This window comes from Acinetobacter legionensis (assembly GCF_057165765.1).
On sequence record NZ_CM169896.1, the window covers coordinates 4353001 to 4367384 of the forward strand.

17 protein-coding genes are annotated in these 14384 nt (G+C 37.0%); 8 read left to right on the forward strand and 9 right to left on the reverse strand.

Translation table 11 applies throughout. From position 1 onward, the window contains the following. Nucleotides 1–5 precede the first annotated feature (5 nt). Nucleotides 6–1187 (reverse strand): MFS transporter, encoded by a 1182-nt coding sequence (locus AC2G3J_RS19940; protein WP_483770482.1) that lies wholly within the window; start codon nucleotides 1185–1187, stop codon nucleotides 6–8. Nucleotides 1188–1348: 161 nt separating this feature from the next. After that, nucleotides 1349–1615 (reverse strand): metal/formaldehyde-sensitive transcriptional repressor, encoded by a 267-nt coding sequence (locus AC2G3J_RS19945; RefSeq protein ID WP_004818177.1) that lies wholly within the window; start codon nucleotides 1613–1615, stop codon nucleotides 1349–1351. 87 nt (nucleotides 1616–1702) lie between these two features. Here AC2G3J_RS19945 and dmeF point away from each other — a divergent pair, with 87 nt between their 5' ends. Together dmeF and AC2G3J_RS19955 are read left to right on the forward strand one after the other, a co-directional pair. Continuing rightward, nucleotides 1703–2665: a CDF family Co(II)/Ni(II) efflux transporter DmeF gene (dmeF, locus tag AC2G3J_RS19950; protein ID WP_483770483.1), complete on the forward strand. Its 963-nt coding sequence runs from the start codon at nucleotides 1703–1705 to the stop codon at nucleotides 2663–2665. A 156-nt stretch (nucleotides 2666–2821) separates the two neighbouring features. After that, a complete protein-coding gene (locus AC2G3J_RS19955) occupies nucleotides 2822–3523 on the forward strand; it encodes a DsbC family protein (RefSeq protein WP_336954618.1) in 702 nt (233 codons plus the stop codon). A gap of 69 nt (nucleotides 3524–3592) precedes the next feature. Here AC2G3J_RS19955 and AC2G3J_RS19960 read toward each other — a convergent pair whose 3' ends face one another. The 3 genes from AC2G3J_RS19960 to guaD form a co-directional block, all read right to left on the reverse strand. Beyond that, the gene (locus AC2G3J_RS19960) at nucleotides 3593–3844 is read right to left on the reverse strand and encodes a GlsB/YeaQ/YmgE family stress response membrane protein (protein WP_336954617.1); all 252 of its coding nucleotides are present in this window, start codon (nucleotides 3842–3844) and stop codon (nucleotides 3593–3595) included. Between the two features lie 198 nt (nucleotides 3845–4042). Continuing rightward, on the reverse strand, nucleotides 4043–4570 hold the full coding sequence (hpt, locus tag AC2G3J_RS19965) for a hypoxanthine phosphoribosyltransferase (RefSeq protein WP_004718958.1): 528 nt from the start codon (nucleotides 4568–4570) through the stop codon (nucleotides 4043–4045). Nucleotides 4571–4802: 232 nt separating this feature from the next. Next, nucleotides 4803–6134, reverse strand: coding sequence for a guanine deaminase (gene guaD / locus AC2G3J_RS19970; protein ID WP_419360962.1), 1332 nt, complete (start codon nucleotides 6132–6134; stop codon nucleotides 4803–4805). 243 nt (nucleotides 6135–6377) lie between these two features. On the opposite strand from guaD, the gene AC2G3J_RS19975 reads away from it, so the two are divergent. Continuing rightward, nucleotides 6378–6944 (forward strand): nucleotidyltransferase family protein, encoded by a 567-nt coding sequence (locus AC2G3J_RS19975; RefSeq protein ID WP_483770484.1) that lies wholly within the window; start codon nucleotides 6378–6380, stop codon nucleotides 6942–6944. A 186-nt stretch (nucleotides 6945–7130) separates the two neighbouring features. Here the strand turns inward: AC2G3J_RS19975 and AC2G3J_RS19980 are convergent, their stop codons facing one another. From AC2G3J_RS19980 to AC2G3J_RS19990, 3 genes are all read right to left on the reverse strand, one after another. Next, nucleotides 7131–8096 carry a TerC family protein gene (locus AC2G3J_RS19980; protein WP_483770485.1) on the reverse strand — a complete coding sequence of 322 codons (966 nt, stop codon included), beginning with the start codon at nucleotides 8094–8096 and terminating at the stop codon, nucleotides 7131–7133. Nucleotides 8097–8388: 292 nt separating this feature from the next. Then, nucleotides 8389–8928: a cysteine hydrolase family protein gene (locus AC2G3J_RS19985; protein ID WP_336954612.1), complete on the reverse strand. Its 540-nt coding sequence runs from the start codon at nucleotides 8926–8928 to the stop codon at nucleotides 8389–8391. Nucleotides 8929–9422: 494 nt separating this feature from the next. Further along, nucleotides 9423–10640, reverse strand: coding sequence for a sugar transporter (locus AC2G3J_RS19990; RefSeq protein WP_483770486.1), 1218 nt, complete (start codon nucleotides 10638–10640; stop codon nucleotides 9423–9425). Between the two features lie 172 nt (nucleotides 10641–10812). On the opposite strand from AC2G3J_RS19990, the gene AC2G3J_RS19995 reads away from it, so the two are divergent. The 3 genes from AC2G3J_RS19995 to AC2G3J_RS20005 all read left to right on the forward strand — a co-directional run bounded on the left by AC2G3J_RS19995 (nucleotide 10813) and on the right by AC2G3J_RS20005 (nucleotide 11876). Then, nucleotides 10813–11100, forward strand: a complete 288-nt coding sequence (locus tag AC2G3J_RS19995; protein ID WP_336954609.1) for a GNAT family N-acetyltransferase — start codon at nucleotides 10813–10815, stop codon at nucleotides 11098–11100. A gap of 51 nt (nucleotides 11101–11151) precedes the next feature. After that, nucleotides 11152–11436, forward strand: a complete 285-nt coding sequence (locus AC2G3J_RS20000) for a GNAT family N-acetyltransferase (protein ID WP_336954607.1) — start codon at nucleotides 11152–11154, stop codon at nucleotides 11434–11436. 62 nt (nucleotides 11437–11498) lie between these two features. Next, nucleotides 11499–11876, forward strand: a complete 378-nt coding sequence (locus AC2G3J_RS20005; RefSeq protein ID WP_419328826.1) for a hypothetical protein — start codon at nucleotides 11499–11501, stop codon at nucleotides 11874–11876. A gap of 44 nt (nucleotides 11877–11920) precedes the next feature. On the opposite strand, the gene mpl is transcribed toward AC2G3J_RS20005, so the two are convergent. After that, nucleotides 11921–13288 carry a UDP-N-acetylmuramate:L-alanyl-gamma-D-glutamyl-meso-diaminopimelate ligase gene (gene mpl, locus AC2G3J_RS20010; protein ID WP_336954604.1) on the reverse strand — a complete coding sequence of 456 codons (1368 nt, stop codon included), beginning with the start codon at nucleotides 13286–13288 and terminating at the stop codon, nucleotides 11921–11923. Nucleotides 13289–13512: 224 nt separating this feature from the next. On the opposite strand from mpl, the gene AC2G3J_RS20015 reads away from it, so the two are divergent. After that, the gene (locus AC2G3J_RS20015; RefSeq protein ID WP_483770487.1) at nucleotides 13513–13899 is read left to right on the forward strand and encodes a hypothetical protein; all 387 of its coding nucleotides are present in this window, start codon (nucleotides 13513–13515) and stop codon (nucleotides 13897–13899) included. A gap of 54 nt (nucleotides 13900–13953) precedes the next feature. Further along, the gene (locus AC2G3J_RS20020) at nucleotides 13954–14298 is read left to right on the forward strand and encodes a DMT family protein (RefSeq protein WP_034613299.1); all 345 of its coding nucleotides are present in this window, start codon (nucleotides 13954–13956) and stop codon (nucleotides 14296–14298) included. The last annotated feature ends 86 nt before the right edge of the window (nucleotides 14299–14384 follow it).

Below are 14384 nucleotides of genomic sequence, written 5' to 3' on the forward strand. Positions count from 1 at the left end.
AGCGCCTAGATGTTTGATCTAGCTTTAGTTTTTAAATGACTGATCAATAAATAAATACATAAGATACCAATTCCTGCACAAAAGCCTAAAACACCAACCATTAAACCGAAATGATCAGATAAAAAGCCTGCGCTAATGATCGGCACAATGGTACCAAAATAGGCAATAAACAAATAAGTGGAAACCACAGCTGCCCGATTTTCAACATTGGTCATGTGGTGAATCAATGCAAAAGCACTCAGTAACGTTAAACCATGCCCCATTCCGACCAAAACCACACTCAAAAAGAATAAGAAACTCCACTGCATGGTCATACAGATCGATAAGATAATATAGCTGGAAATCAATAAGACTAAGCCAGTATTCAATGCTTTATGCATATCAAAAGACTTTGCGATAAATTGGACGATTGCAGAAACCATTAAGATACTGGCAATGGTTGCACCACTGACCAATGGCCCATGCCAAGGAATCACATCTCGAATAAAGGAGGGTGCTAATGAGGCAAATAAACTAAATGAGCCAAAAGCACAGAATGCGGTAAAACTGGCGATATAAAACAGTTTTTTAAATTGAGCTTCTGGCAGTTGTAAGTGGGGCGCAATAGAAAATGGCTGCCTTTCAAACCTCATGGTTTTAATCGTAAATAAACTCAGCAAACTGATGATTGCTGCAACAATTACGGGTAAATAAGGTGTGACAAGTGGGCGATCAGAAAATTGTGCGATTGCACCACCAATAAACGGGCCAAGTCCAAAGCCAATCACGGTAATAATTGAACTTAACTGTGCTGCATTCTGCTTATGTGAGTCAGGAATGGTATAAATCAAACCTAACATTGCGGAGGTACTGATCAACCCAGAGGCAATACCAATAATAAAGCGCCCAAATCCAAGCAAATATGTGGTTGATGCAAACACTGAAAGTGTTAAGCCAATCACAGCAAACAATAGCCCGATTTGTAAGGTACGAATAAAACCAAAACTATTACTGCTACGTCCTAAAAATAATAATGTGGTTAAGCAACCAAACATATAGGCCACGAAAATATAGGTGATCTGGCTTGGAAGTAATTGCCAAAGTTGTTGATAAATTGGATATAAGGGGCTAGCAAGCGCTGTACCAATCGTACCAATACATAAGGCTAGGCTGATCATTAAAAATGAACGCCATGGTTGTTGATTCATAAATATAGGACTTCAAATGCAAATGTTTTGCAGATAAAAATGCCAAACCTGTTCAATACAAAGTTCGGCATGGAAGGAATTGAGTATGGGAAGATTAAAACTTAATCAGTAAAGGGTCAATGGAAACTTAAACATTCAAGCACAGATGACTGTGAATTGAGTTATGAATAGCGTTTTAGCAACTTTAAAAATTCTTGTAATTCAGCTTCATCTACGGCTTGAGTGTCTTTAATCACATGCTCGGTTAAATGCTGCTCAATCAATTCATTCATTAAGCCATTCACGGCACCTTTAATTGCCGCAACTTGCTGTAAAACGCTGATACATGAGCTGCTTTGATCATTCAAAGCTTCTTCAATCGCATGAATTTGTCCTTTTAGTCGTTTCACACGATTGAGGACTTTTTTATCTTGATGTAAATGACTCATAAACTAATCCGCTATTTTATATACTCCCTTATAGTATATTTTAAATTGAAATTATATACTTGAGGGGAGTATATAGGATCATGTCTCATGCAATTCAAAACCATTCAGCGAAAGCATAGCCATCAATTTGATCAAGGTAATCCTTTAGCACAAAAGAAAATCTTATGGGCGACCATTTTGACTGGATTGATGATGTTTTTTGAGATTGCGGGAGGCTGGATTTTTAATTCCATGGCATTACTCGCAGATGGTTGGCATATGAGTTCGCATATGCTGGCATTAGGCTTGGCTTATGCTGCTTATCGAGCCGCTCATTATTATGCGCAGGATTCGCGTTTTAGTTTTGGCACATGGAAGATTGAAATTCTTGCTGGCTATAGCAGTGCAATTCTATTGATGGTGGTGGCCTTATTTATGGCCTTCCAGTCGCTAGTGCGTTTATTTCATCCTGTACAGATTCATTATAATGAAGCGATTTTGATTGCTATTTTAGGCTTATTGGTCAATTTGGTTTGTGCATGGTTATTACACGATCATGCTGACCATCACCATCACCATCACCATCATTCACATATGCATAATGACCATCATGGACATGATTTAAATCAAAAAGCTGCGTTTTTACATGTGGTTGCAGATGCACTGACCTCTGTCTTGGCGATTATTGCACTCTTTGCTGCAAAGTATTTGGGTTGGGATTTTTTGGATGCTGTATTGGGGATTGTTGGGGCAATTTTAGTCGGACGTTGGTCATTGGGTTTAATCAAAGAAACGGCCCAAACATTATTGGATGCGGAAATGGATGATCCTATCGTCGAGGAAGTACGTAAAGTGATTGAGCGTCTAAATTTTGAAGCCAAAATAACCGATATTCATGTGTGGAAAGTTGCTAAAGGCAAATTTTCAGTGATTTTAGCGCTTGAATCCAATGATAAAAATTTAAATGCAGATCAGGTACGTCATGCTTTATCTATTCATAAACAATTGGTGCATATTTCTGTTGAAATCAATAAAACCGCGATGTTTAGTTGGGTTTCACGTGAAACCTGAGCAAGAATAAAGTACAGCTTTTTTAACAGTTCAAGGTACTGTGATTGGCAGAGAACCATTGCAATCAGAGATAAGGATCAATCACAGTTTTTAAACAAGTCAGTTGATGAATTATGCTTTAATGCATCTCAATATTTATTTTGATTTTATCGATTTATGTTAAAGCAATTTATCGCATTGAGCTTAAGCCTAGCTTTTTGTACAGCTGGTTTTGCCAGTGTTGAAACTGTGAAAGCAAAATTAGCCCAGCAGTATCCCAATGTAAAAATTAATAATCTGCAAATCACAGAAATGCAGGGTTTATATAGTGGAACCTTGGATAATCAAATTGTTTATGTCAATGAGGATGCTCAGCATTTATTTATTGGTTCAATGATTCGTTTGAAAGATCAGCATAATTTAACTAAAGATTTAGCAGTTAAAGAAAATACTATAGATTTTAAAGCCTTACCTTTGAATGATGCGGTAAAAACAGTCAGGGGGAATGGTAAGCGTCAGCTTGCAATCTTTTCTGACCCAAATTGCCCATATTGCAAGACTCTTGAAGGGAATTTAGCCAAGCTCAATGATGTGACAATTTATACATTTATCTATTCGATCAAAGCACAATCGATTTTGCCATCTAAGCAAGTATGGTGTTCTGTAAATAAAGAATATGCATGGAAAAATTTAATTCAAAATGGGATTAAGCCGACAGCGCCAGCAAATTGTGCAACCCCTATCGAGCGTAATTTGGAATTGGGTAAAAAATTAGGTTTGCATGGAACACCAGCGATTATTTTCTCAAATGGTTATAAAGTCATGGGCGCCTACCCTGCTGAAGAAATTGAGAAAATATGGAAAAATTTTGGATTATAAACAATACTTAGAAAGCTAACGGCGTAAAAAAGCACCCATTCAAGGTGCTTTTTTTATGGAGAAGAAAATTTAAGTACGTTTGGCAATTATGTTATAGATAAAGAGTACAACTATTGCGCCAATGACTGAGGCAATAAATCCAGCTGAGGCACCTTTTGGATATAAGCCGAGTAATTGACCACCATAGGTTGCAACTAATGAACCTACAATACCAAGTGCTGTTGTTACAATGAAACCAGCTTTGTCATCGCCTGGATGAATCGCACGTGCAATCAAACCTGCAATAAAACCAATCACAATTGCACTAATCAGTGACATCATAATCTTTCTCCTTTTTCTTTATTTTGTCGTGAGTTACTGTGTCGAATGAGTTTAATAATCAAATATTCTGTTGTGAAGTAAAAGCGCTTATTTGCTACAAGTTGTTGCATTTTTGTTCACTATAACAGCTAAAAAATAAAAAAAAGCGACCGAAGTCGCTTAACTCATTTTAGTTAAAATGATGTGATGAAGTCTCAATTAAAGACCAATTTCTCCAATAAACGGAATATGACGATATTTTTGATCATAGTCTAAGCCATAGCCCACAATGAATTTATCTTCAACTTCAAAGCCAAGAAATTTCACGTCTAAATCGATTTCACGGCGAGACGGTTTGCTGACTAAAGTACAAAGCTCGATCGAATTGGGATGCCGTGTACTTAAAATTTCCAATACTTTGCTTAAGGTATTGCCAGAGTCAATAATATCTTCTACGACTAAGATATCCTTACCGCGAATTTCGCCATCTAAATCTTTGAGAATTCTGACATCACGAGAAGATGTTGTACTGCCACCATAGCTTGAAACGGTCATAAAATCGAGTTCATGAGTTTTGCTGATTGCACGACATAAATCAGCCATAAAGATCACTGAACCACGCAATAAACCAATTAAGACAAGTTCTTTATCGCTATTGGCATAATGTGCATCAATTTTTTTACCAAGTTCCTGAACTTTTGCATGAATTTCTTCAGCAGAAATCATCACTTTCATTTCAATAGTCATGGGAAATACCTAAAAACGTAAACATCAAATTCTAAAATTAAAAAAGGTGTTGACTAGCAACACCCTAAAAGATGACATAATTTTAAAACATATCAGATTAAGATGCATCTTTTTTGACATTTGAAAATGTAAATGTCCTAATTTAAACCAAAATGATTAATGTGCATCACGTTTTAAAATGAATGCACAGATCACAAAAACTGTACCAATCAAAATTAGTTTTTTCTTCGATTTACGCGTTTTTTGTTTCGCTTTGCTCATAGGTTTTTTGTCCATAAATATAGGTGGCTTGAATATTACGATCATCCCCCATGGTAAATAAGGCAAATAATGCATCGTCTATGTTTTTAGCACGTTCCTGACGCAGTTGTTGTAGCGCCGTTGCTTTTAAATCTAGCACAACAAAATCGGCTTCTTTACCGATATTGAAATTGCCCAATTGCTCATCCAAATGTAACGCTTTCGCTCCACCAAGTGTTGCATGGTAAAGCGCTTCCATTGCCGAAAGTTTATCACCTTGGAGTTGTTGCACTTTGTAGGCTTCATTGAGGGTTTGTAATTGGCAAAAGGCTGTTCCTGCACCAATATCTGTCCCTAAGCCGACTTTCACCTGTTTTTCCCAGGATTTTTTTAATGGGAATAAACCACTTCCCAAAAATAAATTGGATGTCGGGCAAAATGCAATCGCTGAATCAGTTGCATGCATACAATCCCACTCATGCTCTTCTAAATGAACACAATGTGCAAAAACAGAACGCTCTCCTGTTAAACCATAGTGGTGATAGACATCCAGATAACCTTTCTGCTCTGGGAATAAGTCTTTGACCCATGCAATTTCATTTTTATTTTCACTAAGATGGGTATGCACATATACCGTTGGATACTCTGCTTTTAACTGGCCTGCTTTTGCCAATTGCTCAGGTGTAGAGGTTGGAGCAAAACGCGGGGTAATGGCATATAGGTTACGACCTTTACCATGCCATTTTTCAATCAGTGCTTTAGAGTCAATATATGCACTTTCAGCAGTATCTGTGAGTGCTTCAGGTGCATGACGATCCATCATGACTTTACCTGCGATTAAACGCATCTGATGCTGTTCTGCGGCTTCAAACAAGGCATCGACTGATTGCGGATGTACTGTACAAAAAACCAGTGCTGTCGTGGTGCCATTTTTAAGTAATTCTTGGACAAAAAACTGTGCGATTTTGTCGGCATAGGTTTTATCTGCAAACTGAATTTCTGTTGGAAAAGTATAAGTATTTAACCATTCTAAAAGTTGTTCACCATATGCACCCACCATTTCTGTTTGAGGAAAATGGATATGGGTGTCTATAAAACCAGGCACAATCAGTTGTTCTGGGTAGTGATCAATTTGAATATCATCTGTCAGGTGAGACTGTGCATTTTCCCAAGGGCCAAACCATGTGATTTTGCCTTGCTCTGTGATGAGTAAACCATCTTCGATATAACGAACTTCATCAAATATTTGAGCTGCTTGAGAAACGGTATTTTTAATATCAAGAAAACGCCCACGAACCGCTGTTTTCTGTACAACACAAGACATGTAAAACCTGCAATTTATCCTTTTTTCGATTGATTGTACCTGAAATTTGTATCAGGTGTTGTATGCAGTTTTACGCGAAAGCATTCTAAAAAATTGAATAATGTTATTTTTTATTGTTTTAGCAGCGAGAATTTTTTATCGAAATATAACTAAAATTAGTGGTTAAAGGCATATTCTATATTGTGAGTTTATCTTTATAACAATAATCGGTAGAGTCTAGTAAAATGGTGAAATAAGACAATAATGGACAATACTAGGCAGTTAAAACAGATCATCTATTCATGTCCTGAATTGATGCTCCGATTACAGTATTTGCGAGATATTCATGCACATGCATATTTGAGTGCAGGTGTAATTCGTAACTTGGTATGGTCTATTTTACATCATCAGGGTTATGGATTTGATCAGATTGAAATCGATGTCATTTTCTATGATTTAAATGATCAACAAGGCCTTAAAGAGCAACGTTTGACTGAATTGTTAAAGCAAAAATTTCCCAATAATGAATGGGATGTGGTTAATCAAGCCTATGTGCATTTGTGGTATAAAACAGATGATGGATGTTCTATCTCTCAATACCAATCCTTATTCGATGCTTTATCCGTATGGGTTGAAACGGCAACTGCAATTGCAGTACGTTTACTTGATAATGATGATATCGAAATTATTGCGCCGTTTGGACTAAATGATTTGTTTGAATTAAAATTAAGATGGAATAAACGTTTAGTCAGTTATCCAGTTTTTTTAGCACGGATTCAGGCTAAACAGTTTTTGATCAGATGGGAAAAGCTGCTTGTTGTGGATGATTAGGCGATCAGGATTTAAATCAATCCAAGCATAGTGAAGAGCATACTCCAAGACAACAGATAGCTATTACAACAGATGATTATGCTGATGGATAAAGATTTCATTTCCATACTGTCTATACAATTTAAATCGTTGAGTATTATTGTTGATCATAAAAAAGCCTTCCAATTGGAAGGCTTGATCTAGTGTTTATAAGGTTGTTTCATGGTGCTTTTTGCTATGGCAAATAGAGAGCCAAGCTGTAATTGCCAAGACAATCACAATGAAACCTAACGAAATCCAAATCGGCATATGGAAGACATCCAGCATTAACATTTTAAAGCCAATGAAGACTAAGATGATGCCTAGGCCATAAGGCAAGTAATGCATTTTAGACGCGGCACCCGACAATAAGAAGAACATTGCACGTAGACCTAAGATCGCCATTAAATTCGCAGTTAATACAATAAAGGGGTCACTGGTCACCGCAAAAATCGCAGGAATAGAATCGACCGCAAAGATCACATCGGAAGCTTCAACTAAAATTAAGACAAGGAATAACGGGGTTGCCCACAACACGCCATTTTGACGAACAAAGAATTGAGCACCTTCTAATTTTGGGGTGATTCGCATGTGTTTACGCAACCATTTTAGAATAGCCATATCTTCGATATTGGTTTCTTCTTCATCCTGTCCTTTAAGGAATTTATAGCCTGTATAAACCAAGAAAGCACCAAAGAGATAAAGCACCCAAGAGAATTCTTGAACGAACCATGCGCCAATAAAAATAAAGATGGTACGTAAAATAATCGCACCTAATACACCATAGAGCAGAATTTTACGTTGTAAGCCTTGTGGAATTGCAAATGCAGCAAAAATCATCAACCAGACAAAGACATTGTCGATCGCTAACGATTTTTCAAGTAGATAACCTGCAAAGTATTCCATGACTTTGCTATTGGCAATAGAAACACCCGCGGTCTGTTGTAAATACAGCCATAAACCACCACCAAATAATGCTGCAACACTGACCCATGCAATGCTCCAATAGGCAGCAGTTTTAATTTTGACTTCTTGCCCTTCTTTTTGTTTAAAGCCTAAAAAGTCGATCAGTAGCATGACAATAACAATAGCGAAGAACGCTAGATACAGCCATGGATTGCCAATAGTTTCCATAAAACTCTCCGAATCTGGCAATCAGGCATAAAAAAACCTTGACCTGTTGCCAGATGATTAAACATCTGTGTCAACATGATCAAGGTCTTGCCTACATTTGAGTTATGTACATCAATCTCAAATGCTCAGATACCGGCTTTTTTCAAAGCGTAATGACGATATTCTGATTAAAGGAGGCTACTCCCCTTGTTCAATATACTGTGTAAGAAATCTTTCATTTCTTAATCTCTAGTGAGAATCGCATATTTATTAAAAATGTGCAAATTTTGAATGTATTTTTATGTAGTTTATTTTATGTACAAAATTCAGCGCTGGTTTTTAGCGCAACAAAAGCTGGATTAAGTGTTGAATTATGATGCTGAATAATACGGTCAGCATTGAGAACCTTTGAATCGATTGTGCTATGCGCATCTGAAATTAATATCACTTTATAATTTAAGTCTTTTGCCGCACGACTTGTGCTATCGATACAAAATTCAGTTTTTAAACCACAGATGATCACTTCTTCAACATTTAACGACTCTAATTGTTGTGCTAAATCTGTTTGGAAAAAGCAATTTGGCCGTGTTTTTTCTAAGATGTAATCTGTATTAGGATCAATATTTAATTCAGCGATCAGTTGAGTCATTGGACTATTTGGGGCGAGTCCTGTGTCTGCTAGACCAACATGACGAATCGCAAAAATCGGAATGTGTTTAACACGCGCATATTCAATGAGCTGATTGATGTTTTTCAACAATTGATCAGCTTGAAATGGAGGATGCTGTGCATGAAATAGGCCATTTTGTAGATCAATAACGAGTAAGGCTTGTTTATTGTGATACTCAGACATGAGTTTCTCCGTAAATATTGACCAAATCACGGAGCAAAAAATAACCCCGCTCATTGGCAGGGTTGGTTTCTACATTTTATTTTAAATGTATACGACCACACTGCCGATGCAGCGTGGTGGTTAATAATTTAAATAAAATGATGGGTTGCATTGATGATCATTGTTTTATCAAAGTACTTTAATGTAAGTTAAAGTTTTTAACTCAGCATGTCACTTTAAATCTTGTAAAAAGATATTTAGGGTCTGTTGGCATTTCATAAATGGCTTGCGTTGTAGGTTAAAATTGAGCAGGCAAGGCATTAAACGAAGAGAATAGTGGGTCTATTTTCGAGTTTCATAACGAAGGCTGAGATAATTTTAACCACAACCCTTCGGGACTAGTGTGTTTTTTGCCGCTACGTTGTTACGAACTACTTATTTAGAATGACTAAATTTCGTATTTCGCGCCTAGTATCGCCTAAAAAACACACGTAGTCGCAAACGTAGACGAATTGTCAACAGACCCTATTTTTTTGAATAAAATCTTTACGTTGTACAAGCACTAAAGCTAACAGGGTCCCAAGAACAGCAATCATACCGCCAACGATGCCAATATGATTGAGCCCATAATTGGTAGTCACTATGCCACCCAGCAAAGCACCTCCCCCAATGCCCACATTATAGAGCCCTGAATAAATCGCCATTGCGACATCAGTTGCATCAGAAGCTAAAGCCAAGGTTTTAGCTTGTTGAGCTAAGCTAAAGCAAATAATTGCCATACCCCAAAATAAACTCAGTAGACTAAAGTTGGTAAAATCAGTGCTCAGTGAAGTCAACAATAACATCGAAACAGCCAATACAGCACTACTTAATGGTATTGGAAATTTTGGATATTTTTTGGCAAATTTACCAAATAAATAAGAGCCAAAGAAACCCGCTGCGCCATAGATTAATAATAAGGTTGTAATCTGTGTCGAGCTAAAATGCGCAACATTCAGAGCAAAAGGTTCAATATAACTGTATGCGGTAAATTGCGCGGTAATCACAATAATGGTCAGAGCAAAAACAATCATTAGGCTTGGGCGTTTTAAAAATACCTTTAAACTACTCAGAGAACCTGAATTGACGCTTGGTAAGCGTGGCAATGTTTTGGCTAAGATGACGCAAACTATAGCTGCACCCATTGCAATCAAAGCGAAAGTATTACGCCAACCATAAGATTCACCAATCATTCGTCCAAATGGAATACCTAAAACCATCGCCAATGCTGTACCTGTGGCCAATAGCCCCAAAGCTTGAAATTCCTTACCTTTGGGGGCGACTCGTACTGCCAGTGATGCAGTGATTGACCAAAATAAAGCATGAGAAAATGCGATACCAATTCGACTGATCAGGAGTACATCGAAACTCCATGCAAAATAAGATAATGCATGACTGGCCACAAAGACCATAAACAAGATGATCAGTAAAAACCGTCGTTCAATATTTTTGGTCAATAACATGATCGGCAATGAAATGGGTGCAACGACCCATGCATATAGAGTAATCATGATACCAACATCAGTTGCAGGCATCGCAAAGCTTTTTCCAATGTCACTCAGTAAAGCAACAGGAACGAATTCTGTGGTATTGAAAATAAATGCTGCAAAAGCAAGGCTAATCACACTGATCCATTGCTGGGATTCACTGGGGGCAGATTGTGGTGTTGAAGTTTGGGGAGATAAGGCAGACATGGTCAATATTAAAAGAGGTTAGCGCTAAATTTTAGGCTGAATTGTGGATAAAGTTAAGCTAAGTTTGTTGTATAAAAAATAGAACTGTCAGACAAAATTTAACAATAATTCAAATATAGTTATGGCATTTTGAATAGGCCTATAAATTTAAACGTATATAAGAGTAAATAAAATGTTAGAAATCAGACATAAAGATGATGGTAAAAAAGGTGAATTTTATATTGGTGAAGAAGGTCACCATTTGGCTGAAATGGCGTACACATGGGCGGGTGAAAATATGTTGATTATTGATCATACAGTTGTAGAAGATGAATTGCGTGGTCAAAGTGTAGGTCGAAAATTATTAGATCAAGTTGTAGAAATGGCACGCTCAAAGAATGTAAAAATTATTCCACTCTGCCCTTTTTCAAAATCAGTGTTTGATAAAGATCAATCGATTCAGGATGTTTTGAAATCTTAAGTTTGCTTTGCTACAGTGGAATAGTGTTTAGAACATCCATGAGAAAAATATATGCAATTCCAACATGTAGATAATCAACAAAAAGGTGAATTTTACTTCGATAATGAACAAGGTAAGCGAATTGCTGAGATCAGTTATTTATGGCATGGTGAGCATCAGATCATTGCGAACCATACCTGGGTAGATGACTCCTTGCGTGGTCAAGGAATTGCGCGTCAGTTGTTGGATACTTTGGTTGAATTTGCACGTGAAAAGAAGCTTAAAATTGTACCAACTTGTTCCTATGTCGAAGTCATGTTTAAACGTGATAAAAGTTTTGTTGATGTGAAAGCTTAGCTGTATTGTGTGCCCAATGCTCATTGGGCCGTTCAGATTCATATTCGGTTAGAAGATTAAACATGTTTAAAAAAATGATAATCACTGTATTGTTATTGAGCAGTTCATCGTTCAGTTTAGCAATGAGTTGTTTTGAATTAAATTTGCAAACCTATAAAAAAGAGCAAGAAATACAGCCCCGTTGGGAGTTGTTAGGCAAATCTAAACATCGTATTTATTTTTATTCAGCGCCCAAAAACATCTGTAAGATGAATGATACTTTTGTGCTTCAAAATGATAATGTTACGGCTTATTCAATCTATAAAGACAGAAAAAAACAAGACTGGGTTTATGTGGTATTTAATGATCCAGATCAAAATATAGAAGATGATCTAGTTGAAGGGTGGGTCAAGCTTAAGGATTTTAAATTTATTGAAAGGACACCTTCAGTAAATCAATAAGAAAACCCACAAAATTTTGTGGGTTTTCTAAACTTTATTTCGACTTATTTTGCTTTTAAAGCTGCAATCAATTTTTGATGTAATCCACCAAAACCACCATTGGACATAATCACCACAGCATCGCCCTCACCTGCTTGTGTAATAACAGTACTAATAATGTCATCCAGTGTACGAGCCACAATGGCATTATTGGTTGCAGCGTCAATGACAGGCTTTAAATCCCAGTCCAGACCTTCAGGTTGATACCACATCACTTCATCTGCAAGACGTGCAGAATGTGCCAAGCCATCTTTATGACTGCCCATACGCATGGTATTTGAACGAGGTTCAATAATCGCCCAAAGCTTACGCTCACCTAAACGTTTACGTGCACCTTCAAGTGTTGTATCAATCGCAGTTGGGTGATGGGCAAAGTCATCATATACTTCAATACCATTTACCGTATCAAGTAATTCCATTCGACGTTTAACCCCACCAAAATTCGATAAGGCTTCACATGCTGTTTCAATTGAAACACCGACATGTTCAGCTGCTGCAATGGTTGCTAAAGCATTGGCAACACTGTGTTGTCCTGTCATATTCCACTTCACTTCACCTTTAATTACGCCGTGTTGAAGTACTTTAAAATGTGAACCATCCGCAGAAAGTTGTTCAGCATAAACTTCAGCGCTGTTATTGGCGTCAAGTGACGTACGTACTACAGGTGTCCAACAACCCATTTGCAATACTTCATCAATATTGGTTTCAGTGATCGGGGCAATAATACGACCTTCACTTGGAATGGTACGGACCAAATGATGGAACTGTTTTTGAATCGCTGCTAGATCATCAAAAATATCGGCATGGTCAAATTCAAGGTTATTTAAAATTGCAGTTTTTGGATGGTAATGTACGAACTTAGAGCGTTTATCAAAAAAAGCAGAGTCATATTCATCTGCTTCTACACAGAAGTATTTTCCACCACCTAAACGTGCGCTTTCACTAAAGCCTAAAGGTACACCACCAATTAAAAAGCCAGGATTTAAACCTGCTTGATCGAGTACCCAAGCTAGCATTGTTGTTGTGGTGGTTTTACCATGGGTACCTGCAACACCAAGTACATGTTTGCCTTGTAAGACATGGTCAGCAAGGAATTGTGGACCTGAAATATATGCTAAGCCTTCATTGAGCATATATTCCACTGCATCTATACCACGCTTCATTGCATTGCCTACAATGACAAGATCTGGATGTGGTTGTAAATGACTACGGTCATAGCCTTGCATTAAGGTAATGCCAGCATTTTCGAGTTGGGTCGACATCGGTGGATAAACGTTCGCATCTGAACCGGTGACTTTATGCCCTAAATCACGCGCTAATAGCGCCAAGGAACCCATAAAGGTGCCGCAAATACCCAAAATATGCAGATGCATTCGTGTTAACTCCAGTGCTTTTATAGACACATCACTTTGTTGTTGTGGTGTAGCCGTTTCATTTGATTTGAAAGCAACGATAGCAAGGGTTAAGGCGAAAAGATAGTTTTTCTTGTTACGATTTTAAAGGTGGGTTTTTATTGAAAATAATGAACTCTCACTTGGTATTTTTATTCTTCTAGCAATGCTAATATCGATTGAACACTCTGAATTATCTATTAAAAATGGATATACATGATTTTATCTTTCTGCTGATTAAAAATATCGCTTATTTTATTTTTTTGATTATTGTTTTTGCTTTGATAGCAGGCATTGCAAAAATAATATCCATACCTTTAATGGTCGCAGCTGTAATTTTAATCTTCTTCCAATATTTTGCGTTCATTTGGATTGGATACCTCAATACAAAAGACTCAAAAGATCACAAATTAAAAAATGGATTAATTTTTCATCTCATTTGGGTGGCTTTAATTGGTATATTGAGCTCATTTTATGATGATCAATCGCTATTGAAACAAGTATTCGATACTGTATTGTTGCTTGGTACTTTGGAAATAGGCTCGCTCATTTATTATTTCAAAAAACGTAAAAAAATTGCCTTAGCGCTTTAATGTTCAGACATTGAATGTTCAAAAATATATCTTGATAATTTAATTGGTATCAATATGGCTTTATCTCTCCCCCTTTTATTACTAATTATCTCCAACTGCTTTATGACCTTGGCTTGGTATGGGCATTTAAAATTCTTACATGACGCACCTCTGTGGCAAGCGATCTTGTTTGGTTGGATCATTGCCTTACTTGAATACAGCTTTATGATTCCTGCAACACGTCTATTGGCGCAACATGGTTGGTCGTTGGGGCAAATGAAAATCACCCAAGAAGTGGTGACACTGTTGGTGTTTGTTCCGTTTATGATTTTCTTGTTTAAACAACCATTTAAATTAGATTATTTATGGGCGGGTTTATGTTTGATGGGCTGTGTATTTTTTGTGTTTAGAAGCCAATAGATCAGCTATGATGTTATGAATTAAAAAGGATTACACTCAGACAGCATATTCATATTATGTCTAAATCTTTAGCAATTTTTCTGCTG